The following is a 21,232-nucleotide window of genomic DNA, read 5'->3' as shown; positions in this document are numbered from 1 at the left end:
CCTGAAGCAATCATGGAGAGAGACGTAGCAGTTGCTCATCGAACCAGTCGACAAAAGCATTGGACGGTACTGCATCCACTGCCAGATACCACCAGTCATCGGCTGCAAAGGCACGACATTTCACCGCATCCTTCTCGGTCATGACCAAGGGTAATGAAGGCGTGAATGTCAGCGCCTGGGCACTGTAGACCGCATGGTCGGCGAACGCGTGAGCCACCGGCCGCCAGTGTAATCCTTCGAGGGTATTGAAGAAACGTTGAGGATTGCCGATTCCGGCGACCGCATGCAGCGCCTGCCCGGCCGGGAAATAATCCACCGGCTGGCGTTCGTCACTGCGCAGATTGATCAGGGCTGACGGTTTGAGCATAAATGCGTAGCCATCGTCGCGATCAGCCGTCGCGCCGTTGTAAAGCAAGGCGTCGACACTGCCTAGCCGCTCAACCGGCTCGCGCAATGGCCCGGCAGGCAGACAACGACGGTTGCCCAGCCCGCGGGCGGCATCGATCAGCACCAGCTCCAGATCGCGGGCCAGACGATAATGTTGCAAGCCATCGTCGGAAAGAATCAGATCCAGAGGCTCGGCAGCGAGCAGAGCCTGCACGGCGCGACTGCGATCCGGATCGATCATCAGCGGCACGCCACTGCGTTTGACGATGAGCAACGGCTCGTCGCCCGCCTCACTGGCACTCTGGTCGGCCTTGACGCGCCACGGCAGGCTGGGAGGTTTGGCACCGTAACCGCGACTGACCACACCAACGCGCAGGCCACGACGACGGCAGTGCTCGATCATCCATAGAATCAATGGCGTCTTGCCAGTGCCGCCGATGGTGATATTACCCACCACAATAACCGGCACCGGAGCGCGGTAGATGCTGCCCTCACCCGCCAGAAAGCGCGCGCGTTTGCCATCGACGACACGCCGATAAAGGCATTCGAGCGGACGCAAAAGCGCCAGCCCAGGGTGGCCCTTGTACCAGGCATCAAGCAAACGTTCGGTAAATGCCATCAGTTAGCCGGCGTGGCCTCGACAGTGGTCATGCGCAAATGGCTGAAACCCAGTTTGCCCGCCGCATCCATGGCCGTAATCACCGATTGGTGCGGGGTCTTGCCGTCGGCACTGATCGACAACGGCAGGCTGGTATCGCCCGCCGACTCGCGTTGCAGCGCTTCGATAAGGGTTGCCAGATCGTTCTTGGGCAACAGTTGGTTGTTCAGCGAGAAGATCCCGTCGGCGTTGATGGCGATGTCCAGATGCTTCGCGCTGGCGTCCACCTCCGGCGTACCGGTGACCGCCTGTGGCAGATCCACCCGCAGTTGGGTTTCACGGGTGAAAGTGGTCGTCACGATGAAAAACAGCAGCAGGATGAACACCACATCAATCAGAGAGACCAGATTGATGTCGATGTTTTCCCGGGGTCTGCGACGGCGAAATTTCACTTCTTCTTGCCCCCGCCCGCTCTGGCCAGCGACTTGAGATCGATTTTGGCGTCGATCAGATCGACATCGCGGTCGCCCTGCACCACTTCAACCAGACGAATGGCCTGCTGCTCCATGCCGACCACCAGTTCATCGACGCGACTTTGCAGGAAGCGATGAAAGAAGATTGCCGGAATAGCCACGATAAGACCGGAGGCGGTACAGATCAGCGCCTTGGAGATACCACCGGCAAGTACACCGGCATTGGCCGTGGCCCCCGAACTGTTGAACGAGCCGAAGATATCGATCATGCCCAGCACCGTACCCAGCAAGCCAAGCAGCGGTGCCATGGCGGCAATCGAACCCAGCGCGCTCAGGTAGCGCTCCAGTTCATGGATAACCCGGGCGGCGGCTTCTTCGATGCATTCCTTCATGATCTCGCGACCGTGCCTGGAATTGGCCAGACCTGCGGCGAGAATTTCACCCAGAGGCGAGTCAGCGCGCAGTTGCTTGAGCTTTTCGCCGTCGAGCTTCTTTTCCTGAATCCACTGCCAGACCTGTCCGAGCAGATGCGGCGGCGTGATACGGCTGGCACGCAGCGTCCACAGACGCTCGATGATAATGCCGGCAGCGGCGATGGAGCTCAAAATAATCGGCAGCATCATCCAGCCGCCAGATTTGACCAGTTCCCACACAGTGATCACTCCCTCGAAAAATTGGCGCCACTCTATCATAGGGTCGCCAAGTGCCGAACGCCGAGATCGATATCCATTCACTCAGTCACGCCAGAAACGCCGTTGCGCGCGCTCTGCCTGCGGCGTGCCGAACGTACCCAGCCGCAGACTGACAGCGCCCAGCTCAGCGCTGTCATAACTGGCCATACCCAGCCATCGATAACGCGCCATGACCAACGGATGCGGGTGGCCGAAGGCGTTGTTACGGCCACGGGAGATCAGCACGCCAACCGCTCCGACGGCCTGAAGAAATACTTTGGATGACGAGGTCCGGCTGCCGTGATGCGGGGACTGCAACCAATGGGCACGAAGGTCGAAACCGCTGGCGATTGCCGCACGTTCCGCGTCGACGTCGATATCACCCGTCAGCAGCAGACGCTCGCCCCCGGCGTCGACACTCAACATGCAGGATGCCGGATTGCCATCAGGGCCCTGCTCCCAGCGCCAGGTGGAGAACACCACCCCATCCCACTCCCAGCGCGCATCGCTCTCACACAAGCGCGCGTCGAGTTGCGGCGCGAGCCTGGCCAGCTCACCGCCCAGTACACGGTCAACCGGAAATGCCTGATGAACCGCCGCTGCGCCCCCGGCATGATCGGAGTCGGCGTGACTGATCAACATCAGGTCCAGATGACGCACACCGGCCTTGCGCATGGCGGGCACGACCACACGCTGACCGATATCGAACTCGCCGAAACGTGGACCTGCGTCGTACAAGAGCGTGTGATTTCGAGTGCGCAGGAGAATGGCTAGGCCCTGCCCCACGTCCAGCTGCAATACTTCTACCTGGCCTGCAGGCACTGAGTCGAGCGGCGGAAAAACGCACAACAACAGCAATGGCCAACCCAGCGGACGCATCGGCACGCCTTTGGGCAGTAATAAAATGAAGGCCCCGAGCAGACTAAGCAGCCACGCCCACCCCGGCATTGCACTGGGCAACCAGGCGGGCAAGACTGCGGCAACCGAGCCGAGAAACATAAACAGCCACTCTAGCGCTCCTCCGGCCAGCCAGAGCAAGCCTTCGCCCACAATAGGCACCGGCAGCAGCAGTGTTCCAAGCAACGCAGGCGGCAGGACGATCAAGCTGACCCAAGGCACAGCCAGCAAATTGGCAAACGGACCGCTGAGGCTGATCGGCAGGTTCAGCGCCAGCAGAATAGGCAGCAAGCCAATTGCGATCAGCCACTGCGCACGCGTCCAGCTTTGCCACCAATTCCAGGCACCGAGACGTCCACTGAAAATCAGCACCAGAATGCCAACCGCCGCGAAAGACAGCCAGAACCCCGGCTGCAGTGTCACCAGCGGCTCGAAAATCAGCACCGCGTTGAATGACAGTAACAACGGCCAGACAACGCCCAGGTGCCGAAAGCGCAAACGCCACAGCAGCACCATCGCGACCATCACACAGGCACGCCGTACCGGCACCTCGAAACCGGCCAGCAGCCCGTAACCCAGCGCAGCGATGAACGCCAGCGCACAGGCCCAAGGCAGCCAGGGCAAAGCCCGTGGCCACAGCCCCCAGCGTGCAAGGCCTGCGACCAGCGCGTAAATCACCCCGGCCAGCAAACCGATATGCTGGCCGGAAATCACCAGCAGATGCACCGTGCCGGTGTCCTGCAGCACCTGCCAATCGGTGCTCGACAACCCGGAGCCATCGCCCAGCACCAGCGCCGCCAAGCCGCCCTCTCTGCCCTGCGCATCGACCGCCAGCAAGCGCTGACGAATAAGGTCGCGCCACGCCCCGCGCGCAGGTGTCAGCAGTTGACCATCCACCACCGTACCGGTGGCATCGATGCGCTGCGCCAACAGCCAGGCTTCGTAATCAAAAGCATCAGGATTGACCAGCCCGGCCGGCCGCTTGAGTTTGACCGCCATGCGCCAGCGCTCACCGCTGTTGACCTGCGGACCGCCGTACCACGCCACCCGGATGCGTGCAGGCAATATCGCCCTGCGCGACCTTGCCCCCTCCAGTTCGAAACGCACCACGCCCTCGGCGACACTGGGCAAACCGACCACCTTGCCTTGCAGCCACAGCGTCTGACCGTCCAGACGATGAACCAGACGGTCATTCAACGCCCACTGCGCAGAAACACACGCCCAGGTAAAACCGAGCAGGAACAGCGCCAGTGGATAGGTACGAAACGGTAGCAGCATCAACGCCAGTATCGGCATCAGCAGCAACAGCCAGGTCGGCGGCAAAGCAGGCAGAAAGCATAAGGCCACAAGCCCCGACGCGAGCGCGATCATCCCTGTGCGCATGGTGATTCCTTGAAGCGGAAAGCTTCAAGGATCAGCGCAATATCGAAATGTCGGAAGTGATGGTGTGTTGCAAAACCTGAACAGCCGGTCTCGGCAGACAGGCGACCCGCCAGGCTGGCGGGTCGCAAAGCATGTGTTACTGACGCATACCGCGCCCGCTCACCAGCAACCGTGCGCAGCCGAAGTACAGTACAAACGTTGCCACGATCATGAACGCCAGGGCGATGCTGATCTTGATGTCGGAGACGCCCAGAATGCCGTAGCGGAAGGCGTTGACCATGTGCAGGACCGGGTTGGCCAGCGATACGGTCTGCCAGAACGGCGGCAACAGGTTGATCGAGTAGAACACGCCACCCAGATAGGTCAGCGGGGTCAGGACGAAGGTCGGAATGATCGAGATGTCATCGAAGTTGCGTGCAAACACTGCGTTGATGAAGCCCAGCAGAGAGAAAATCGTCGCGGTCAACACCACCACCAGAATGGTCACGCCCAAGTGGTGCACTTGCAGGTCGGTGAAAAACATCGACAGCATGGTGACAATGAAACCCACCATCAGCCCGCGCAACACGCCGCCCAGGGTGTAACCGATCAGAATGGTGTGCGGGGAAACCGGCGAGACCATCAGTTCTTCGATGGAGTGCTGAAACTTGGCACCAAAGAAGCTGGATACCACGTTGCCGTAGGAGTTGGTGATCACCGACATCATGATCAGCCCCGGCACGATGTACTGCATGTAGGTAAAGCCGCCCATGTCGCCAATCTGGCGGCCGATCAGGTTACCGAAGATCACGAAGTACAGAACCATGGTGATCGCAGGCGGCAGCAGGGTCTGCGGCCAGATCCGCATGAAGCGATGGACCTCGCGGTAAACGATGGTCTTCAGGGCAATCAGGTTGGGGCGCAACTCGCCGCTCTGCACAGTCATAGCGCCACCTTCGCAAGGTTTTTTTCCACCAGGGACACAAACAACTCCTCAAGGCGATTGGATTTATTGCGCAGGCTCAAGACTTCGATGTTCTGGAAAGCGAGCTGGCTAAACAGCGCGGTGATGCCGACATTCTTGTCGACCTGAACTTCCAGGGTGTGGCTGTCGAGCAAACGGCAAGGGAAACCGGGCAGCTGCGGCGCGGTCTGCCAGGACGCCTTCAAATCCAGCACGAAGGTTTCGACAGTCAGGGTGCTGAGCAATTGCTTCATGCCGGTGTTCTGCACGATCACCCCGTGGTCGATAATGCCGATGTTGCGGCACAGCTGCTCGGCCTCTTCCAGGTAGTGAGTGGTGAGGATGATGGTGATGCCTTTTTGATTCAGTTCGGTCAGGAACGTCCACATCGAACGGCGCAATTCGATGTCCACACCAGCAGTGGGCTCATCGAGGATCAGCAGACGCGGCTCATGAATCAGCGCACGGGCGATCATCAAGCGCCGTTTCATACCGCCTGACAGCGACCGCGAAGGCACGTCGCGCTTGTCCCACAGGCCCAGTTGAGTCAGGTACTGCTCGGCGCGCTCCTTGGCGATCTTTGCCGGGATGCCGTAGTAACCCGCCTGGGTGACGACGATGTCGAAGGTCTTCTCGAACTGGTTGAAGTTGAACTCCTGCGGCACCACGCCAATGGAACGCTTGAGCGCAGCGGGCTCGCGATCCAGATCGTGGCCGAAGATGTTCACCGTTCCGCTGGTCTTGTTGACCAGCGTCGAGATGATACCGATGGTGGTGGACTTGCCTGCGCCATTAGGGCCAAGCAAAGCGAAGAAATCACCCTCGGCCACGTCCAGATCAATGCCACTCAAGGCCTGGAAACCGTTGCCGTAGGTTTTGGTTAGCTGCCGAATGGACAGAGCGGAAGACATATCGGAAAGAGTACTCATCAGGAAAAAGGAATGAAGCTGACCGGGAACACACGCCTGTCATGACGACCCAGGCGTGCAATGGTGCTCGGCTGGGTCATTCAAGTACAGACACATCTGTTAATAGTAAATATCAAGAGCCGAACATGAGCCCGATCAACTGTTTTAAATGCTCAGACTGCATGCTCAGGTCAGCGGACTCATGACGGCCTTGCGATACGCCGGACGCGTCTTGAGGCGTTCATACCAGGCTTGGAGGTGGGGCAGCGGCGGACGTTCAATCGGCATTTCGAACCAGCCGTAAGCGAAGCACCCCAGGGGAATGTCGCCCATGCCAAAAGCTTCGCCGGACAGGTAAGGCTGGCGAGACAGGGCCTCATCGGCGACCAGCAGCAGACTGTGCAGGGTCTTGATGCCTTGCTCGATGGCCGGCCAGTCCTGTTTCTCGGGCGGGGTGCGTACCACGCCCCAGAATACCGGGCTGAACGGGGCCGCGATGGTCGAGGAGGTCCAGTCCATCCACTTGTCTGCGTTGGCGCGGGCCTGAAGGTCAGCGGGGTATAAGTCCGAGTCGGGGGCATGGCGGGCGGCCAGATAGCGTACGATCGCGTTCGACTCCCAAAGCACGAAGTCGCCGTCTTCAATCATGGGAATCCGGCCATTGGGGTTTTTCGCGCGGTAAGCTGCTTCATTGACCAGCCCGAATGCCCCACCGGCGTCCTGCGTTTCGTAGGGCACGCCCACTTCTTCGGCAATCCAGAGTGCCTTGCGCACATTGCTGGAATTCTTTCGTCCCCATATCTTGAGCATTGCGTTCCCCTCGCAGTCGCTGATAAATAAAGGCTCACAGTCTACCCCGAAGCGGCGGCAACTTCCTCGTCAACCAGGGGTCACTATCGATGTCGCCTCACCACTGCCCGGCGACCAGTTCTTGATCGCTGCCACGGCGGCGGTCATCACGGAGGAATACCTATGCTGTTGTTGTGGATTGTAGTGCTGGTCGTCGGCATTGCCTGGCTGGCCCATCGGCGTACCGCCCCGCTCCCGGCGCTTGGCGTGGTAGCCGTCTACCTGCTGGCCATGGGCATTTTCAGCCACGCGCCAGGATGGCTGCTGACTGTTTTCTGGGTGCTGTGGCTGGCAGTGTTCGTACCTGTTGTGCTGCCCGACCTGCGCCGCAAGCACTTCACTGCGCCCATGTTCAGCTGGTTTCAGAAAGTGCTGCCGCCCATGTCGGAAACCGAGCGCGATGCGATTGACGCCGGTACGGTCTGGTGGGATGGCGAGCTGTTCAGCGGTCGCCCGGACTGGGACAAGCTGCTGGCCTATCCAAAAGTCCAGCTCACCGAAGAAGAACAGGCCTTTATCGACGGGCCGACCGAAGAACTCTGCGCGATGGTCAGCGACTGGGAAATCGGTCAGGCCATGGACCTGCCGCCTGAAGCCTGGGCGCACATGAAAGAGCACGGGTTCTTTGCCCTGATCATTCCGAAAGAATTCGGTGGCAAGGGCTTCTCGGCCTACGCCCACTCTCAGGTGGCCATGAAACTGGCCACCCGCAGCGGCGACCTGGCCTCCACCGTGATGGTGCCCAACTCCCTCGGCCCTGCTGAATTGCTGCTGCATTACGGCACCGACGAACAGCGCAACCATTACCTGCCACGTCTGGCACGTGGCGAAGATATCCCCTGCTTCGCGCTGACGGGTCCATTGGCAGGTTCCGATGCGGGCGCGATGCCCGACACCGGGGTCATCTGCAAAGGTCAGTGGCAAGGCGAGGAAGTCATCGGCCTGCGCCTGACCTGGGAAAAGCGCTACATCACCCTTGGCCCGGTTGCCACCCTGCTCGGCCTGGCTTTCAAGGCTTACGACCCTGAGCACTTGCTAGGCGAAGAGGAAGATCTGGGCATCAGCCTGGCATTGATTCCGACCGACACGCCAGGCGTTGAAATCGGCCGTCGCCACTTGCCGCTGGGCGCAGCGTTCATGAACGGCCCGAATTCAGGCAAGGACGTCTTTGTTCCGCTGAGCTACCTGATCGGCGGCCAGCCAATGCTCGGCAAAGGCTGGATGATGCTGATGAACTGCCTGTCGGTAGGACGTTCGATTTCGCTGCCCGCGGTCGGCACCGGCGCTGCCAAGTACACCAGCCTGGTCACCGGCCAGTACGCCAAGGTACGCGAGCAATTCAATGTGCCGCTGTCGGCGTTCGAAGGTATTCAGGAAGCGCTGGCGCGCATCGGCGGCAACGCCTGGCTGATGGACAGCGCGCGCATGCTGACCGCCAATGCGGTCGATCTGGGTGAAAAGCCCTCGGTGCTCTCCGCGATCCTCAAATACCACCTGACCGAGCGTGGCCGCGAATGTATCGGTCACGCCATGGATGTGCATGGCGGCAAGGGCATCATCATGGGCCCGAACAACTACCTGGGCCGCAACTGGCAAGGCGCGCCGATTTTCATCACCGTTGAAGGGGCGAATATCCTTTCACGTAACCTGATGATCTTCGGCCAGGGTGCCATTCGCTGCCATCCATTCGTGCTCAAGGAAATGGCCTTGGCAGGGCGCGAAGACAAGCAGCAGGCGCTGCTCGAGTTTGACGCGCTCCTGCTCAAGCACATCGGTTTTGCGGTGAGCAACGCCGCCAGCACCCTGATTCTTAATCTGGGCTTTGGCCATTTTGAAAGAGCGCCGGGCAACAGCCTGAGCCAAGGCTACTTCCGCGCGTTGAACCGTCAGGCAGCAGCTTTCGCGATGTTGGCGGACTTGAGCATGATGCTGCTGGGCGGCGAGTTGAAACGCCGCGAACGCCTGTCGGCGCGTCTGGGGGATGTGCTCAGTCATATGTATCTGGCTTCGGCGGCACTCAAGCGCTACCACGATCTTGGCTCGCCAGATCACATGAGCCCGCTGTTTCGCTGGGCCATGGAAGAAAGTCTGGGCCATTCGGAACGTGCGATGGACGAGATCCTCAGCAACTTCCCCAACCGCATACTGGGTGGGCTGTTGCGTGCAGTGGTGTTCCCGTTCGGTCGTCGCCATAAGGGCCCTTCGGACAAGCTGGACGCCGAAGTTGCACAGGTACTGGGCCGCGCCAAGGGCGATCCGACACTGGAAGAGTTGCTCGCAGGCTGCTATCGCCCGCAATCGGCAGAAGATCCGGTCGGCGCGCTGCAACATGCCATCGACTTGCTGACTACTGCATATCCGTTGCACAAGAAGCTGCAAACGGCGCTCAAGAGTGGTCAGATCAAACCGGCCGCAGGCGAGCATGCCATCGACGCTGCGTTGCGCATCGGTGTATTGCAGGCAGAAGAGGCACAGACACTGCGTACAGCCGAAGCCGCCCGTCGCAAGGTGATCGACGTGGATGATTTCGACAAGGAAGAACTGACCCTGGCAGCGGGCAAGATTCGCTGACGTTCAAGGTCACACCACACAGCAGGCGCGTAGAGCTTTATACTCTCGCGCCTGTTTTTGCATTTGAGGATTACCCGATGGCCGACGCCACTCTCGATCACCAACTTGGCCTGCTGGCACACCTGCGCAGCATTCTGGTCGCGCTGGGCGAGGCCGAGCAGGTTCCGGAAGAAAGCCATGCGCTGTTCATGGAGCGCTTCGACGAACTGGTCGAGCAACTGCCGCAGGACCCGATAGAAAGCCAGTACCTGGGCCAGGACATCCTGTGTCAGGTCATCCAGCGCTACCCGCAAATCGCCCACCTGGTGCCTCGCGACCTGCTGTGGTTTTTTGCCGGTGACTGCCTGCATTTCATGCCGGATGATGAAATCGAGCTGTATCAGGCGCTGGAAGAGCGCCGTTACGAAGCCGAGCAGAACGACGAACCATTTGACTGGAACCAGGAAAAGCAGCTGCTGGCCATGTCGACACAGGGCAGCAAACACTGATCACCTCTCGTTGTAACGCCTGGCCCGGAGTCTGTTCCGGGCAGGTTGCCTGTTACTCACGCCAATGCGTATCAGCAGGCGACACATCGATAAATACGATCATTCCGTTCCGGGATTCGAATCAGTTAATCGAATAGACAGGCATACCATGACACTCCCTTGCGCCTGAAAAGGCCACCTGATAAGGAGTGCTCTCTTTCCATGACTCAATTTCGTAAAGTCCTGTCGATTCAGGCAGGCCAACCTGCCTCTGACGGCGCGGGAGTCAAACTGACACGCGTTTTCGGCGGACGGGGCGTGGAACAATTCGATCCATTCCTGATGCTGGACGAGTTCGGGTCGGACGTGCCTGATGATTATATCGCGGGCTTTCCACCTCATCCGCACCGTGGCTTCGAAACGGTGACCTACATGCTTGAAGGCCGTATGCGTCACGAAGACCATATGGGCAATGTAGGCCTGCTGCAGGGCGGCGGCGTACAGTGGATGACCGCCGCACGCGGGATCATTCACAGCGAAATGCCTGAACAGGAAGAAGGCACCATGCGAGGTTTTCAGCTATGGCTGAACCTGCCGGGCAAGAACAAGCTGAACGACGCCAGTTATCAGGACATCCAGCCGGAAAACGTTCCTCGCCTGACCACTGAAGCCGGCGTGCAGGTGGTGGTATTGGCCGGGCATTTCGACGATGGCCAGGTTCGACAGGCCGGTGCGGTACAGCGCCCGGATACCGAGCCCTTGTACTTTGACTTCGACATGCCTGCCGGCAGCCGTATCAGCCCGCGCTTGCCCGAAGGGCATCTTGCATTGCTGTACGTGTACGAAGGCAGTATCGAAATAGAAGGCAGCGCACAGTCAGTGAGCAAGCGCCATCTTGCGCGCCTGTCTGACACAGGGGATTTGCAGATCAGCAGCACCAAGGGTGCGCGCGTCTTGTTGATTGCAGGCAAGCCCTTACGCGAGCCGATCGTGCGGTACGGGCCGTTCGTGATGAACACCCGCGAAGAGATTGACCAGGCGTTGCGTGATTTCCGGGAAGATCGTCTGACGGCGTGACAGGCAGATACTCTCACGCAGGTAATCAGGAAACCGTGCACCTCGCTTGAAGTGCACGGTTTCGCAACTACTGTCTCGTGACAGAGACGAGCGCGACTCAGACCAGCACAGGGTTCTGCTTGCCTGGGTCGATCTTGTAGCGTTCGATGGCCTGGGCCACGACCTTACGCTCGACCTTGCCGTCATCGGCCAGCGCCTTGAGCGCAGCCACAGCCACGAAGTAACGGTCCACCTCGAAGAAATGACGCAGCGATTCACGGGTATCGGACTGACCAAAACCATCCGTACCCAGCGCCACGAAACGACGCAGGGGTACGAATGGGCGGATCTGGTCAGCGAAGATCTTCATGTAATCCGTTGCCACGACGACCGGCCCTTCCCTGTCGGCGAGACAGCTTTCAACGTAGCTCAGGCGCGGCTCCTGCTCAGGGTGCAGCAGGTTCCAGCGCTCGACGTCCTGGCCTTCACGGCGCAGCTCGGTGAGGCTGGTAACACTCCAGATTTCACTGCTCACACCAAAGTCGTCCTCCAGCAATCTGGCGGCCGCGATGACTTCCAGAAGGATCGACCCGCAGCCCATCAACTGCACGTGCTTGCCGGAGTTGACCGATGCACTGGCCTGCAATGGATACATGCCCTTGATAATGCCGGCTTCGGCGCCCTCGGGCAGATCAGGGTGCGGGTAGTTCTCGTTGAGCAAGGTGATGTAGTAATAAATGTCCTCATTTTCGGCAAACATGCGGCGCATGCCATCCTGAATGATCACCGCCAGTTCAAAGGCAAACGTCGGGTCATAAGATACACAGCACGGTATCGTCGACGACATCACGTGACTGTGCCCGTCATCATGCTGCAGGCCTTCGCCCATCAGCGTGGTCCGGCCTGAGGTGGCCCCCAGCAGAAAGCCCCTGGCCCGGGCATCACCCGCCGCCCAGGCCAGATCGCCCACACGCTGGAAACCAAACATCGAATAGAAGATGTAGAACGGCACGGTCATCACGCCATGGTTGGCGTAGGACGTACTGGCGGCAATCCACGAGGAAATGGCACCGGACTCGTTCAGCCCTTCCTGCATGATCTGCCCGTCAGTACTTTCCTTGTAGTAGCTCAGTTGCCCTGCATCCTGTGGCGTGTACAACTGACCGACATGGGAATGGATGCCGATCTGGCGGAACAGGTTCTCCATACCAAAGGTTCGCGACTCGTCCGGCACAATCGGCACGATCAACTTGCCGATGTTCGGGTCCTTGAGCAGCGTCGAGAGGATGCGCACAAAGGCCATGGTCGTCGATATACCGCGATCACCGGTGCTTTTCAGCTGGGTATCCAGCACCGAAAGCGGTGGAACCTGCAAGGTGGCCGCGTCACTGAAACGCGCCGGAATGTAACCGCCCAACTGAGCCCGGCGGGCCTTGAGGTACAGCGCTTCGGTACTGCCCTCGGCGGGTTTCAGATAAGGCATGTCGCCCAGTTGATCATCGGTGATGTCCAGAGAGAAACGGTCGCGGAAGGCCTTGATTGCCTCTGCACCGAGTTTCTTCAACTGGTGGTTGATGTTCTGCCCCTCGCCAGCCTCGCCCATGCCGAAACCCTTGACGGTCTTGGCCAGAATCACGGTCGGCCCGCCCTTGTGACGCATTGCGGCAGCGTAGGCGTTGTAGACTTTTTCCGGATCGTGCCCGCCCCGCGAGAGCTTCCAGATATCGTCGTCGCTCATGTCGCTGACCAGCTCCAGCAACTCAGGGTACTTGCCGAAGAAATGCTCACGCACGTAGGCGCCGTTCTGGGATTTGTAGTTCTGGTACTCGCCGTCCACGCATTCCATCATGCGCTGACGCAGCAGCCCGCTCTTGTCCTTCTCCAGCAGCGCATCCCAGCCACTGCCCCAGATGACCTTGATTACGTTCCAGCCAGCGGCGCGATACAGGCTTTCGAATTCCTGAATGACCTTGCTGTTACCACGCACCGGGCCGTCGAGACGCTGCAGGTTGCAGTTGACCACGAAGATGATGTTGTCGAGCTTTTCGCGCCCGGCCAGCGCAATGGCCGCCTGAGACTCGGGCTGGTCCATTTCGCCATCGCCGAGAAAAGCCCAGACCTTGCGCCCCTGATGCTCCTTGAGCCCGCGATTTTCCAGGTAACGCATGAAACGCGCCTGATACGCCGCCGTGATTGGCCCAAGCCCCATTGAAACAGTAGGGAACTGCCAGAAGTCCGGCATCAGGCGCGGGTGCGGATAAGACGAGATGCCATCACGGTCCGTTTCACGACGGAAGTTGTCCAGTTGCTCTTCGCTCAGGCGACCTTCCAGGTACGCCCTGCCGTAAATGCCCGGCGAAGAATGGCCCTGGATGTAGACCAGATCGCCGGCGAACTGCTCGGTACGACCCCGGAAGAAGTGATCGAACCCCACGTCATAGAGCACGGCGGCAGACGCATAGGAGGCAATATGGCCGCCCACACCGGAATGCTTGCCGGCACGCAGTACCATCGCCAGGGCGTTCCAGCGGATGAACGCGTTGATACGCTTTTCAACCTGGAGGTCACCCGGATAAGGCTGCTGACGGTCGCTGGGAATGGTGTTGACGTAGGGCGTCGTGACCCGACCATAGAAATCGCCATGTTGAGCGACATCGAAGTCCAGCAACTGATCGATCAGGTAGTGCGCGCGCGGGCGCCCTTCAATGTTGAGTACCGACTCAATCGATTCGAGCCATTCGCGGGTTTCTTGCGGATCCTCGTCAAGAAACCGGGGTTGCTGTGCCATCGTCGTCTCCTACTGTGATGCGGCAGTGGACGCCGGACAGGCGTCTGCCTTGAAAAATCTGATTGCAATTGCAATCACATGCCGGAATTTATCCCGTGCTCGGTTACTATTGCAACCCTCAAGAACTTCAGACAAAGGTGATTCATGTCGTCAGCCGAACCGGATACGTGGTTCAGATTCGTCAGGGCGCACCGCTGTCTTATTCGCGAGATCGAACGCCGTCTGGCGGCGGCCGAGCTGCCCCCATACGCTTGGTATGACGCGCTCTGGGGTGTGGAAAGCGGGCCTCAAGGCATGCGCCGCATGCATGAGCTGGCCGATGTCATGGCCATCGAACGCTACAACCTGACCCGCCTCATCGACCGCCTTGAAAGCGAAGGGCTGGTGGAACGCCACAGATCGGACAGCGACGGCCGGGGCGCGGTGGCAGCGATCACCGACAAGGGCCGGACACTGCGCAAACAGATGTGGCAGATCTACGAAACGGCGGTCGACGAGCTGTTTCTGGCGCAATTCGACGCCCCGCAGCGCCGCGTGTTTGCTGATGCGCTGGAACGTGCCGCACTGGCAGCCCGACAAAGTGGCAGTAAAAGCTGACATCAGACCAGCCGATAGCGTTGCAGGGCGAGTTTCAACGGCTCGTAACTCAGTTGCCCGCCCTCCGCAAGCGCGGTCAGGGCCTGAACGACAATCCACTCGGGGCTGATTGCAGGCTTACCTTGCGGCGCAGCGGAATCGGCTCCCAAGGCAACAAACCGTCCGGGGACATGTTCACGCAGTTGCTCGGCCACGGCCTGCGGATAACCGGTGACCGCCACCACGGCGTCGTGCCCTTCGCCGAGGCAATCACGCAAGTGCCAGGACCGAGGGGTCTTCAAGGGATGGAAACGATTCCAGCGTCGGCCCGAGCCGGCATCGCGCGCCAGTCGGGTATAGCTGGGGCAGCTCCAGACTTCGCAATCGACATTCCAGTGCTCCTTGAGCAGGCTGGCCGCCTGACGTACTGACCGCAGGGCCAGGCCCGCACCCAACAGGCGCACGCGACGGCCGTCGTTGCCGGAAACGACATCGCCAACCCGATACATACCTTGCACAGCCGCCGCAGCCTGCGTCTCGCTTAACGCACTGACCTGATCATTGGATTCGTCATGCAACGCCATGTAATAGAAACCGGCCCGGCCTTCAACATACAGACTGTGCAAGGCGTGCAGCGTGATCGCCCGCGCCTCCGCAGCATCCGCAGGGTCGTAAGGCTGACACTTGCTGTTTGAAAGGAGCCACAACGGCAGCCACGGATGAGCGCCCTTGGGCCAGCGAGATGGCAACGTCTCGATGTCGTTGCAGAAAATTCCACGTTGGGATGACTCCGATGCCAGCGCGCTCAGTTCGGCCGAGGTTTCGCTGCTGATCATGTAGATCAGAGGCAATTCGACCTTGCCGGCCTGTGCAGCAAATCGCAAAGGCCAGGCGCTGGCGAGCACGCCCTCCTGTTCGCAGGCCATGTGCTTGCTGGCTCGCACCACGGATATACGCCGCGAGGTAGACGGGTCTCGGGTCAGACGCTCGACGATGTCGGCCATCGCAAACAGGGGTGAACAGCACCCGCGCAGCGCAAGCCCCGCAGCCGCTTGAATCTTTTCCATGCAAGCCAGCGCTGCAACCCGGGTTTGCGGCGCCAACTGGTGGCCATTTGCGCTGTTCATCACTACTCCTTGCTGTCGGACAAGCGTCCTTGCACCTTAATGGAACGAAGAATATGATTGCAATCGCAACAAAATCCCATCCGGTGTGCGTGATCGCAGTGCAGGGCCCAACGCCCAAACACGTGTGCGCTCGTATGCAAATGCTTCGACGAGCGCACTTTTTTACAGCCTTGACCGGTGTTCAAACTCAAAAGACACAGGTAGTCCATGTTTTCATGTACTACTTAAATTACACATGCGGATAATGAGTACAGCCAGGCCGAGAACAAAACAATAAACAAGGTATTACATGGAGGTTCGTACCGTGAAAGCCCAACTTGACTGCCCACCGCTGAAGATAAACGGGGCCCCTGCCCCTCTCCGTCAACTGATCGAAGACTTTGAAAACGATCTGCACCACATTGGCGATTTTACCTACGCCTACTTTTCCACGCCCAAGACGCGCAATGTCAAACCCGTCATTTTGTCCAATTACCCAGACTCCTGGCTGAAATCTTATGTAGCCTCAAACTATCACCTCATTGATCCCATCATCAAACATGCCTGGCATAGCATTACGCCATTTTTCTGGAGAGAGGCCCGCAATGCTGTTCAGGGCGTCGAAACCGACGATTTCCTGAAGCGGTCAGCCAAATATCAGCTGTCCTCGGGGGCCACTTTCACCCTGCACGATGCCAGTGGGCTTTTTGCCGCACTGAGTCTTTGCAATGCCCGGCAGCAGAACGATTTCGATCAGCGAATCCGCGAAAAAGCCGCCGATATCCAGATGAGCCTCATCCGCTTCCATGACCGTTTGATCAAGACCCGAGCGCCCCATGAACTCTTTCCGCAGCCCGCCCAGTGCAAGTTGTCCACCCGCGAAACAGGTGTGTTGAAATGGGTGGCGATGGGCAAGTCGTACAGCGAAATCGCTGAAATATTTTCCATCTCGGAACGCACTGTGAAATTTCACATGTCCAATGTCTCCAGCAAGCTCGAAGTGCGCACTGCCAAGCAGGCGGTCTACAAAGCCATCAACATGGGCATGGCCTGATTCAGGCAGCGCTGTGCATGCAGGCTTGCGGTGCGGAACCTGATACGCCAAGCGCTATCGGCCAACGCAGCAGGTCATCCGTGACAGGCTCTCTGAGGGCAATATTCTCGAGCAGCCGCTGATGGTTGTCGGCCGTCACCGGCATCTCGAGCAACAGCACTGTCTCGCCTGGCGATGCTTCACCGGTCGACAGCACACGGTGCTCCCATCCAGACTTGCGCACGATCCGCGCCATTGCCTTGCTGACCACCGTGATGATCGATTGCAAACCGGACAACGCAGCATGGTTGTGCATGGAGAACAGCAGCATTTCGGTCAGTGGTGCGTGCAGAATACCCAACGAGCGTGCCCGAGCCGTGTCGACAAAGAACCTGCTCGACTCCGCCATGGCGGCATTTTTGGGCGCAGCGCAGTCAAAAAAACTGCGGAATGGGCCTTCCAGCATGTAGGGATCACAGGTGTTGATCAGCCTTAGCCCGGCCAGCGGAACCCCCTTCCAGCTTCCGACAAGGTAAGTGGTAGCGGCATTGTCGTATTCATCAAATTCAAATGCGTGACTCACACGAACTTTCCATTCAAGACGATCTGAAAAAATCTTCTTGCGCATGGAATACAGTGTTTCCAGCAACGTAACGGGCATCGTAGTGTAACTGGCTAACTGAAACTCAAACCCGCTCGACATTATAAACTCCACTCCACACAACCAGTGTCAAGCATCGCGTATTTCAAAGGGTAAATCTACTGTACCTAAGAACAGGTCAACACCTTAAAATATAACCTTCTGTTATTTGCACTTAGGTACAGTGTTATTTCAGCCAAAAATAAGGAAATCTGCTTCGGCGCTCTGGATATCCAAGACGGCTGCACCCCAAACAATAATGACTCCATAGGGATAATGATATGAACAGTCTATATGCCGGTATCGACACCTTGAACGCGGTTCCAGTTCTGGACGATATTACCCAACACGAAATCTCTGCCCTGAAAACCCGTTTCAACCTGGCCGATGCACACACTCATCAGGATCAGAGCGATACTCAGCGCATGATCGTCGCCAGCCTGCCCGAGCTGTGGTATCAGGCGCAGAACCAGACCCAATACCAGAGCGAGCAGGCCTTTATTCATGCCTTTTTCACCTTCCATGGTCAGCACCATGCGCTGAAACGCCACGACGAAATCTATCTCGTCTACGCAGCGTCCATCGCCATGCACATTACCGCGACCTACCTGCGCAAACAGAACATGAGTGTCGGGCTGATCGAGCCTTGCTTCGACAACCTGCACGATCTCTTGAAACACATGGAAGTGCCTATGTCGGCACTCGATGAAAGCCTGTTCACCTCATCGACCGAGGTGTACGCAAACTTGCAGAAAGCGGCCATCGGGCTGGATGCGATCTTTCTGGTCGACCCTAATAACCCGACCGGTTCCAGCCTGTTTGCCGACGGACCGGATACGTTCGTCGAAGTGGCCAGATACTGCCGCGATTACAACAAACTGCTGATACTCGATTTTTGTTTCGCCTCGTTCTTCAAGGCGGCCGGTCGGGAACGCGTGGACGCCTACGCGATTCTCGACGATATCGGCACGCAATACCTGGTCATGGAAGACACTGGCAAGACCTGGCCGCTGCAAGACACCAAATGCGCCACCCTCATGGCCAGCCAGGACATCAACGCCGATATCTATAGCATCGTCACCAGCGTCCTTTTGAACGTCTCGCCATTCATCCTCAATGTGGTTACCCGCTACATCGAGGACAGCAAGGACGATGACTTCAACTCAGTGCGTTCGGTGCTGGACGTCAACCGCCGCATGGCCCGCGCGGGTCTTGAAGGCCGGTTTTTGCAGTATGTGGAGCCGATGATCGACACCAGCGTGGCGTGGTTCGAGATTCTGCCCACTGGCATTAACGCCGATGAGTTGCAGGCTTATCTGTTGCAATGGGACGTGTACGTACTGCCGGGCAAATATTTCTACTGGAGCCAGCCCGAAAAAGGCCAGCGTTACATACGTCTGGCGCTGGCACGCAAACCGGAAGAATTTGCGGCCGCCGTTCAGGTCATCGCAAAGGCCCTGGAGAACTTCCATGTCTGACTTCGACCTGCCAATGATCGACGCAACAGTGTTCATGGGCATGCACCACGCCGATCCCGGCGTGCGTGAAAAATCCCTGGGTTTGTTTTCCCGGTTCTATGAAAGCAGCGTGCAGATGAATTTCGCCCAGATAGGCATTTGCGACGCCATTATCTGGAAGAAAAGCCGCGCCTTGCAGGACGTGTACTACCCGTTCATGGATGTACTGCACACTGACATGGCCATCCAGCGCCAGGGTTGTAGCGAACACATACTCCAGCGCGCCGCGACGGACACACTGCTCAAAGGCCTGCCCGTCGAAAAGAAACTGCTGGCGGCGCAGGTACTGGAGCAGGAAATCCCGTTTTATACCCATGATCCAGAGCTGCTGCGCCTGCACGTCCTGCAGCCTTTCCTGCAGCCGTTCGAAAGCCCCGTCAGACAGCCTGCGTTCCCGGAGATGTTGCAACGTCTCTATGACCAGTCGAGTGCCATGGTGATCCGCAACGAGGACTTTGAACATGTCTGGTAAAACCATTCTGGTGCCGCTGGTGACGCCCCTGAACGAACAGGCGCAGGTCTGCGAAACCAGTCTTGAACGTCTTTTGAGCAGCCTCGCAGCCCACGTCGACGGCTACATTCCATGCCTGACCTCTGGAGAAGGCTGGCGGCTGTCGCGCCAGCAGTGGCTAAAGATGCTGGAGCTGACCCTACGCTACGCAGGCGACAAGCTGGTCATCGCCGGGATTGAGCGCAGTTCGACGCAGGAGGTACTGGACTTTGCCCTGATGGCTCAGGATGCCGGCGCGCAAGCGGTGATGTTCACCTCGCCGTTTACACCCGGTATCAGTCAGCAGGTGATCATCGACCATTACCAGACCATTCATGACGCGACGCATCTGGATATCTTCATGTACAACGAGGCCGCCCTGTCAGGCAACGAAAAGACCTTCACCACCCTCAAGGCAATCGCGCAGTTACCCAGAGTGATTGGCCTCAAGGACTCGCCGTCCATGTCCCGCTCGCAGGATCAGGTGGATGCCATTCGGCAACAGGGCGTCGACTACTTTATCGGCTGGGAAATGCAGCTGGCTGGCGAACTGGAGTCCGACGGCAATGTGGTGTCCCTCGCCAACCTGGAACCGCTGCTCTGTCGGCAAGCGGCTGCCCGCCAACAGCCAGCGCTCAGTCAGGAAATCGCGACGCTCAATGAACGGTATCTGCTGAGTGCGTCCGACTGGTACGCCCAGGTCAAGCGCGAGCTTAAAGCGCGTGGCGTGATCGACAGCGACCGGGTTATGACCGAGGAGGCTGCTTAATGGAAAACATGCAAAAGCAACTGTTTCTGGCCAATCGTGCGCTTATCGAAAAGCTCGTGCCTATCCCACAGGAGCTTCTGACATTTGAGCAGCGCTGGATCGACGACGCCATCGAACGCAGCATGACCGCGGATGTTCCTGGTGATCTTGCTGGTCTGCGCAGGATGCTGGCCGAACTGGTCGAACTGGAGAGCAGCGAAGTACCGCCCAGCGCGCACTATGTCGGCAGCGACATGACGCTCGACGAGTTTCGGATTCTGGTTCAGGAGTTTGCGCTGGATGGTCTGACCGAAGCGCAGGTTTTCTATCATCTGATGCCCAGGCTCAGCCTGCCCGCGCAAATGCCCATGCTGCGCATGATGATCGACGAGTTTGGCTCGGGAAACCTCAAGCGCTCGCATACCACGCTGTATCAGGACCTGCTGCGCGAACTGGACATGCCGCTGGACCTGCAATTCTATGTGGAGGCCAACTCCAGTGCCGGTTTCACCTTTCCCAACATGTTCTGCTGGCTGGCCATGCGCGCGGATGATCCATCATGGTTTGCCGGGGTCATTACCTACTTCGAGACCGTGGTGCCGTTCTTTTTCGAGTGTTACACCCAGCTCTGCGAGCGATTGCAGATCCAGGCTCATACCTACTACTCCGAACACGTTCATATCGACGTTTTCCATGCCATCGAGGGGCAGCGCCTGCTCAAGGCCATGGACGTCAGCGGTGATCTGGACCCGGTGAAAGCCTGGCGAGGCATCTGCATGGGGCGCGAGATCACCAATCTGGCATTCGACCTGGCCGTAGAGAAAGCTCGCCGAGTCAAGCACTTCAACAAGGAGGCCAACCTTGAACGAGCCTGCTGAGTTTCGTCGTCCCGACACGTTCACCGTGCATATCGGCCAGGAGCAATACCTGGTACCGAGTAGTTGCCCGCATCGTGAGGGGTGGCTGGAGCATGGAGTGGTCAACGAGAAACGCCGATCCATTACCTGTCCCCTGCACTTCTCGGTGTTCAGCCTCGAAACCGGAGAGCAATTGAGCGGCCCGCCTTGTGGCAACCTGCAGGTTCGGCGACTGAGGTAGAAGCGCGTCCCACGGCAGGATTCGCTCCTGCCG

The 21,232-nt window shown here is 58.7% G+C and carries 20 protein-coding genes; 10 read left to right on the top strand and 10 right to left on the bottom strand.

The window, feature by feature from the left end; translation table 11 throughout:
- Positions 1 to 10: 10 nt before the first annotated feature.
- The 7 genes from lpxK to LJU29_RS08880 form a co-directional block, all read right to left on the bottom strand.
- The gene (gene lpxK / locus LJU29_RS08910; protein ID WP_057422140.1) at positions 11 to 1,006 is read right to left on the bottom strand and encodes a tetraacyldisaccharide 4'-kinase; all 996 of its coding nucleotides are present in this window, start codon (positions 1,004 to 1,006) and stop codon (positions 11 to 13) included.
- Positions 1,006 to 1,437 (bottom strand): flagellar polar localization protein PocB, encoded by a 432-nt coding sequence (gene pocB / locus LJU29_RS08905; RefSeq protein WP_002552677.1) that lies wholly within the window; start codon positions 1,435 to 1,437, stop codon positions 1,006 to 1,008. Before pocB ends, lpxK begins: the two co-directional genes overlap by 1 nt.
- Positions 1,434 to 2,111, bottom strand: a complete 678-nt coding sequence (gene pocA, locus LJU29_RS08900) for a flagellar polar localization protein PocA (RefSeq protein ID WP_002552676.1) — start codon at positions 2,109 to 2,111, stop codon at positions 1,434 to 1,436. Before pocA ends, pocB begins: the two co-directional genes overlap by 4 nt.
- An 81-nt stretch (positions 2,112 to 2,192) precedes the next feature.
- Positions 2,193 to 4,409, bottom strand: coding sequence for a DNA internalization-related competence protein ComEC/Rec2 (locus LJU29_RS08895; protein ID WP_257112088.1), 2,217 nt, complete (start codon positions 4,407 to 4,409; stop codon positions 2,193 to 2,195).
- A 136-nt stretch (positions 4,410 to 4,545) separates the two neighbouring features.
- Positions 4,546 to 5,334: an ABC transporter permease gene (locus LJU29_RS08890; protein ID WP_002552673.1), complete on the bottom strand. Its 789-nt coding sequence runs from the start codon at positions 5,332 to 5,334 to the stop codon at positions 4,546 to 4,548.
- A complete protein-coding gene (locus LJU29_RS08885) occupies positions 5,331 to 6,263 on the bottom strand; it encodes an ABC transporter ATP-binding protein (RefSeq protein ID WP_002552672.1) in 933 nt (310 codons plus the stop codon). The genes LJU29_RS08890 and LJU29_RS08885 overlap by 4 nt, the downstream gene beginning before the upstream one ends.
- A 183-nt stretch (positions 6,264 to 6,446) precedes the next feature.
- The gene (locus LJU29_RS08880) at positions 6,447 to 7,070 is read right to left on the bottom strand and encodes a glutathione S-transferase (RefSeq protein ID WP_004657835.1); all 624 of its coding nucleotides are present in this window, start codon (positions 7,068 to 7,070) and stop codon (positions 6,447 to 6,449) included.
- A 162-nt stretch (positions 7,071 to 7,232) separates the two neighbouring features.
- Between LJU29_RS08880 and LJU29_RS08875 the strand changes: the two genes are divergently transcribed.
- The 3 genes from LJU29_RS08875 to LJU29_RS08865 all read left to right on the top strand — a co-directional run bounded on the left by LJU29_RS08875 (position 7,233) and on the right by LJU29_RS08865 (position 11,224).
- Positions 7,233 to 9,680 carry an acyl-CoA dehydrogenase gene (locus tag LJU29_RS08875; protein WP_060407101.1) on the top strand — a complete coding sequence of 816 codons (2,448 nt, stop codon included), beginning with the start codon at positions 7,233 to 7,235 and terminating at the stop codon, positions 9,678 to 9,680.
- Positions 9,681 to 9,757: 77 nt separating this feature from the next.
- Positions 9,758 to 10,168 (top strand): PA2817 family protein, encoded by a 411-nt coding sequence (locus tag LJU29_RS08870; RefSeq protein WP_004657828.1) that lies wholly within the window; start codon positions 9,758 to 9,760, stop codon positions 10,166 to 10,168.
- 201 nt (positions 10,169 to 10,369) lie between these two features.
- Positions 10,370 to 11,224: a pirin family protein gene (locus LJU29_RS08865; RefSeq protein WP_257112086.1), complete on the top strand. Its 855-nt coding sequence runs from the start codon at positions 10,370 to 10,372 to the stop codon at positions 11,222 to 11,224.
- Between the two features lie 97 nt (positions 11,225 to 11,321).
- Here LJU29_RS08865 and aceE read toward each other — a convergent pair whose 3' ends face one another.
- Positions 11,322 to 13,991, bottom strand: coding sequence for a pyruvate dehydrogenase (acetyl-transferring), homodimeric type (gene aceE / locus LJU29_RS08860; RefSeq protein ID WP_257112085.1), 2,670 nt, complete (start codon positions 13,989 to 13,991; stop codon positions 11,322 to 11,324).
- A 144-nt stretch (positions 13,992 to 14,135) separates the two neighbouring features.
- On the opposite strand from aceE, the gene LJU29_RS08855 reads away from it, so the two are divergent.
- Positions 14,136 to 14,588, top strand: a complete 453-nt coding sequence (locus LJU29_RS08855; RefSeq protein ID WP_004657820.1) for a MarR family winged helix-turn-helix transcriptional regulator — start codon at positions 14,136 to 14,138, stop codon at positions 14,586 to 14,588.
- A 2-nt stretch (positions 14,589 to 14,590) separates the two neighbouring features.
- Here the strand turns inward: LJU29_RS08855 and LJU29_RS08850 are convergent, their stop codons facing one another.
- Positions 14,591 to 15,694 carry a transketolase-like TK C-terminal-containing protein gene (locus LJU29_RS08850; RefSeq protein WP_002552665.1) on the bottom strand — a complete coding sequence of 368 codons (1,104 nt, stop codon included), beginning with the start codon at positions 15,692 to 15,694 and terminating at the stop codon, positions 14,591 to 14,593.
- Positions 15,695 to 15,983: 289 nt separating this feature from the next.
- Between LJU29_RS08850 and LJU29_RS08845 the strand changes: the two genes are divergently transcribed.
- A complete protein-coding gene (locus LJU29_RS08845; RefSeq protein ID WP_005758328.1) occupies positions 15,984 to 16,727 on the top strand; it encodes a helix-turn-helix transcriptional regulator in 744 nt (247 codons plus the stop codon).
- A 1-nt stretch (position 16,728) separates the two neighbouring features.
- On the opposite strand, the gene LJU29_RS08840 is transcribed toward LJU29_RS08845, so the two are convergent.
- The gene (locus tag LJU29_RS08840) at positions 16,729 to 17,409 is read right to left on the bottom strand and encodes an acyl-homoserine-lactone synthase (RefSeq protein ID WP_257112083.1); all 681 of its coding nucleotides are present in this window, start codon (positions 17,407 to 17,409) and stop codon (positions 16,729 to 16,731) included.
- A 218-nt stretch (positions 17,410 to 17,627) separates the two neighbouring features.
- On the opposite strand from LJU29_RS08840, the gene LJU29_RS08835 reads away from it, so the two are divergent.
- The 5 genes from LJU29_RS08835 to LJU29_RS08815 are packed head-to-tail and all read left to right on the top strand — an operon-like array spanning position 17,628 to position 21,199.
- Positions 17,628 to 18,824: an aminotransferase class I/II-fold pyridoxal phosphate-dependent enzyme gene (locus LJU29_RS08835; protein ID WP_054995978.1), complete on the top strand. Its 1,197-nt coding sequence runs from the start codon at positions 17,628 to 17,630 to the stop codon at positions 18,822 to 18,824.
- A complete protein-coding gene (locus tag LJU29_RS08830) occupies positions 18,817 to 19,335 on the top strand; it encodes a DUF6190 family protein (protein WP_004657811.1) in 519 nt (172 codons plus the stop codon). Before LJU29_RS08835 ends, LJU29_RS08830 begins: the two co-directional genes overlap by 8 nt.
- Entirely contained in the window at positions 19,325 to 20,122 is a 798-nt protein-coding gene (locus LJU29_RS08825) for a dihydrodipicolinate synthase family protein (RefSeq protein ID WP_257112080.1), read from the top strand. The genes LJU29_RS08830 and LJU29_RS08825 overlap by 11 nt, the downstream gene beginning before the upstream one ends.
- A complete protein-coding gene (locus tag LJU29_RS08820) occupies positions 20,122 to 20,979 on the top strand; it encodes an iron-containing redox enzyme family protein (protein WP_005732913.1) in 858 nt (285 codons plus the stop codon). Before LJU29_RS08825 ends, LJU29_RS08820 begins: the two co-directional genes overlap by 1 nt.
- The gene (locus LJU29_RS08815; RefSeq protein ID WP_002552658.1) at positions 20,963 to 21,199 is read left to right on the top strand and encodes a Rieske (2Fe-2S) protein; all 237 of its coding nucleotides are present in this window, start codon (positions 20,963 to 20,965) and stop codon (positions 21,197 to 21,199) included. The genes LJU29_RS08820 and LJU29_RS08815 overlap by 17 nt, the downstream gene beginning before the upstream one ends.
- The last annotated feature ends 33 nt before the right edge of the window (positions 21,200 to 21,232 follow it).

Origin of the sequence: Pseudomonas ficuserectae (assembly GCF_024584585.1) — a bacterium.
Lineage (GTDB): Bacteria > Pseudomonadota > Gammaproteobacteria > Pseudomonadales > Pseudomonadaceae > Aquipseudomonas > Aquipseudomonas amygdali.
Note: the sequence above shows the minus strand (reverse complement) of the source record. Positions and strands in the feature narration are given on the sequence as shown.

What these genes read in the sequence shown, in the direction of transcription:
- LJU29_RS08820 (WP_005732913.1), top strand. Translation starts at nt 20,122, where the DNA reads ATGGAAAACATGCAAAAGCAACTGTTTCTGGCCAATCGTGCGCTTATC.
- lpxK (WP_057422140.1), bottom strand. Translation starts at nt 1,006, where the DNA reads ATGGCATTTACCGAACGTTTGCTTGATGCCTGGTACAAGGGCCACCCT.
- LJU29_RS08840 (WP_257112083.1), bottom strand. Translation starts at nt 17,409, where the DNA reads ATGTCGAGCGGGTTTGAGTTTCAGTTAGCCAGTTACACTACGATGCCC.
- LJU29_RS08885 (WP_002552672.1), bottom strand. Translation starts at nt 6,263, where the DNA reads ATGTCTTCCGCTCTGTCCATTCGGCAGCTAACCAAAACCTACGGCAAC.
- LJU29_RS08825 (WP_257112080.1), top strand. Translation starts at nt 19,325, where the DNA reads ATGTCTGGTAAAACCATTCTGGTGCCGCTGGTGACGCCCCTGAACGAA.
- aceE (WP_257112085.1), bottom strand. Translation starts at nt 13,991, where the DNA reads ATGGCACAGCAACCCCGGTTTCTTGACGAGGATCCGCAAGAAACCCGC.
- LJU29_RS08835 (WP_054995978.1), top strand. Translation starts at nt 17,628, where the DNA reads ATGAACAGTCTATATGCCGGTATCGACACCTTGAACGCGGTTCCAGTT.
- LJU29_RS08875 (WP_060407101.1), top strand. Translation starts at nt 7,233, where the DNA reads ATGCTGTTGTTGTGGATTGTAGTGCTGGTCGTCGGCATTGCCTGGCTG.
- LJU29_RS08830 (WP_004657811.1), top strand. Translation starts at nt 18,817, where the DNA reads ATGTCTGACTTCGACCTGCCAATGATCGACGCAACAGTGTTCATGGGC.
- LJU29_RS08880 (WP_004657835.1), bottom strand. Translation starts at nt 7,070, where the DNA reads ATGCTCAAGATATGGGGACGAAAGAATTCCAGCAATGTGCGCAAGGCA.
- LJU29_RS08845 (WP_005758328.1), top strand. Translation starts at nt 15,984, where the DNA reads ATGGAGGTTCGTACCGTGAAAGCCCAACTTGACTGCCCACCGCTGAAG.
- LJU29_RS08870 (WP_004657828.1), top strand. Translation starts at nt 9,758, where the DNA reads ATGGCCGACGCCACTCTCGATCACCAACTTGGCCTGCTGGCACACCTG.
- LJU29_RS08855 (WP_004657820.1), top strand. Translation starts at nt 14,136, where the DNA reads ATGTCGTCAGCCGAACCGGATACGTGGTTCAGATTCGTCAGGGCGCAC.
- LJU29_RS08895 (WP_257112088.1), bottom strand. Translation starts at nt 4,409, where the DNA reads ATGCGCACAGGGATGATCGCGCTCGCGTCGGGGCTTGTGGCCTTATGC.
- LJU29_RS08890 (WP_002552673.1), bottom strand. Translation starts at nt 5,334, where the DNA reads ATGACTGTGCAGAGCGGCGAGTTGCGCCCCAACCTGATTGCCCTGAAG.
- LJU29_RS08850 (WP_002552665.1), bottom strand. Translation starts at nt 15,694, where the DNA reads ATGAACAGCGCAAATGGCCACCAGTTGGCGCCGCAAACCCGGGTTGCA.
- LJU29_RS08865 (WP_257112086.1), top strand. Translation starts at nt 10,370, where the DNA reads ATGACTCAATTTCGTAAAGTCCTGTCGATTCAGGCAGGCCAACCTGCC.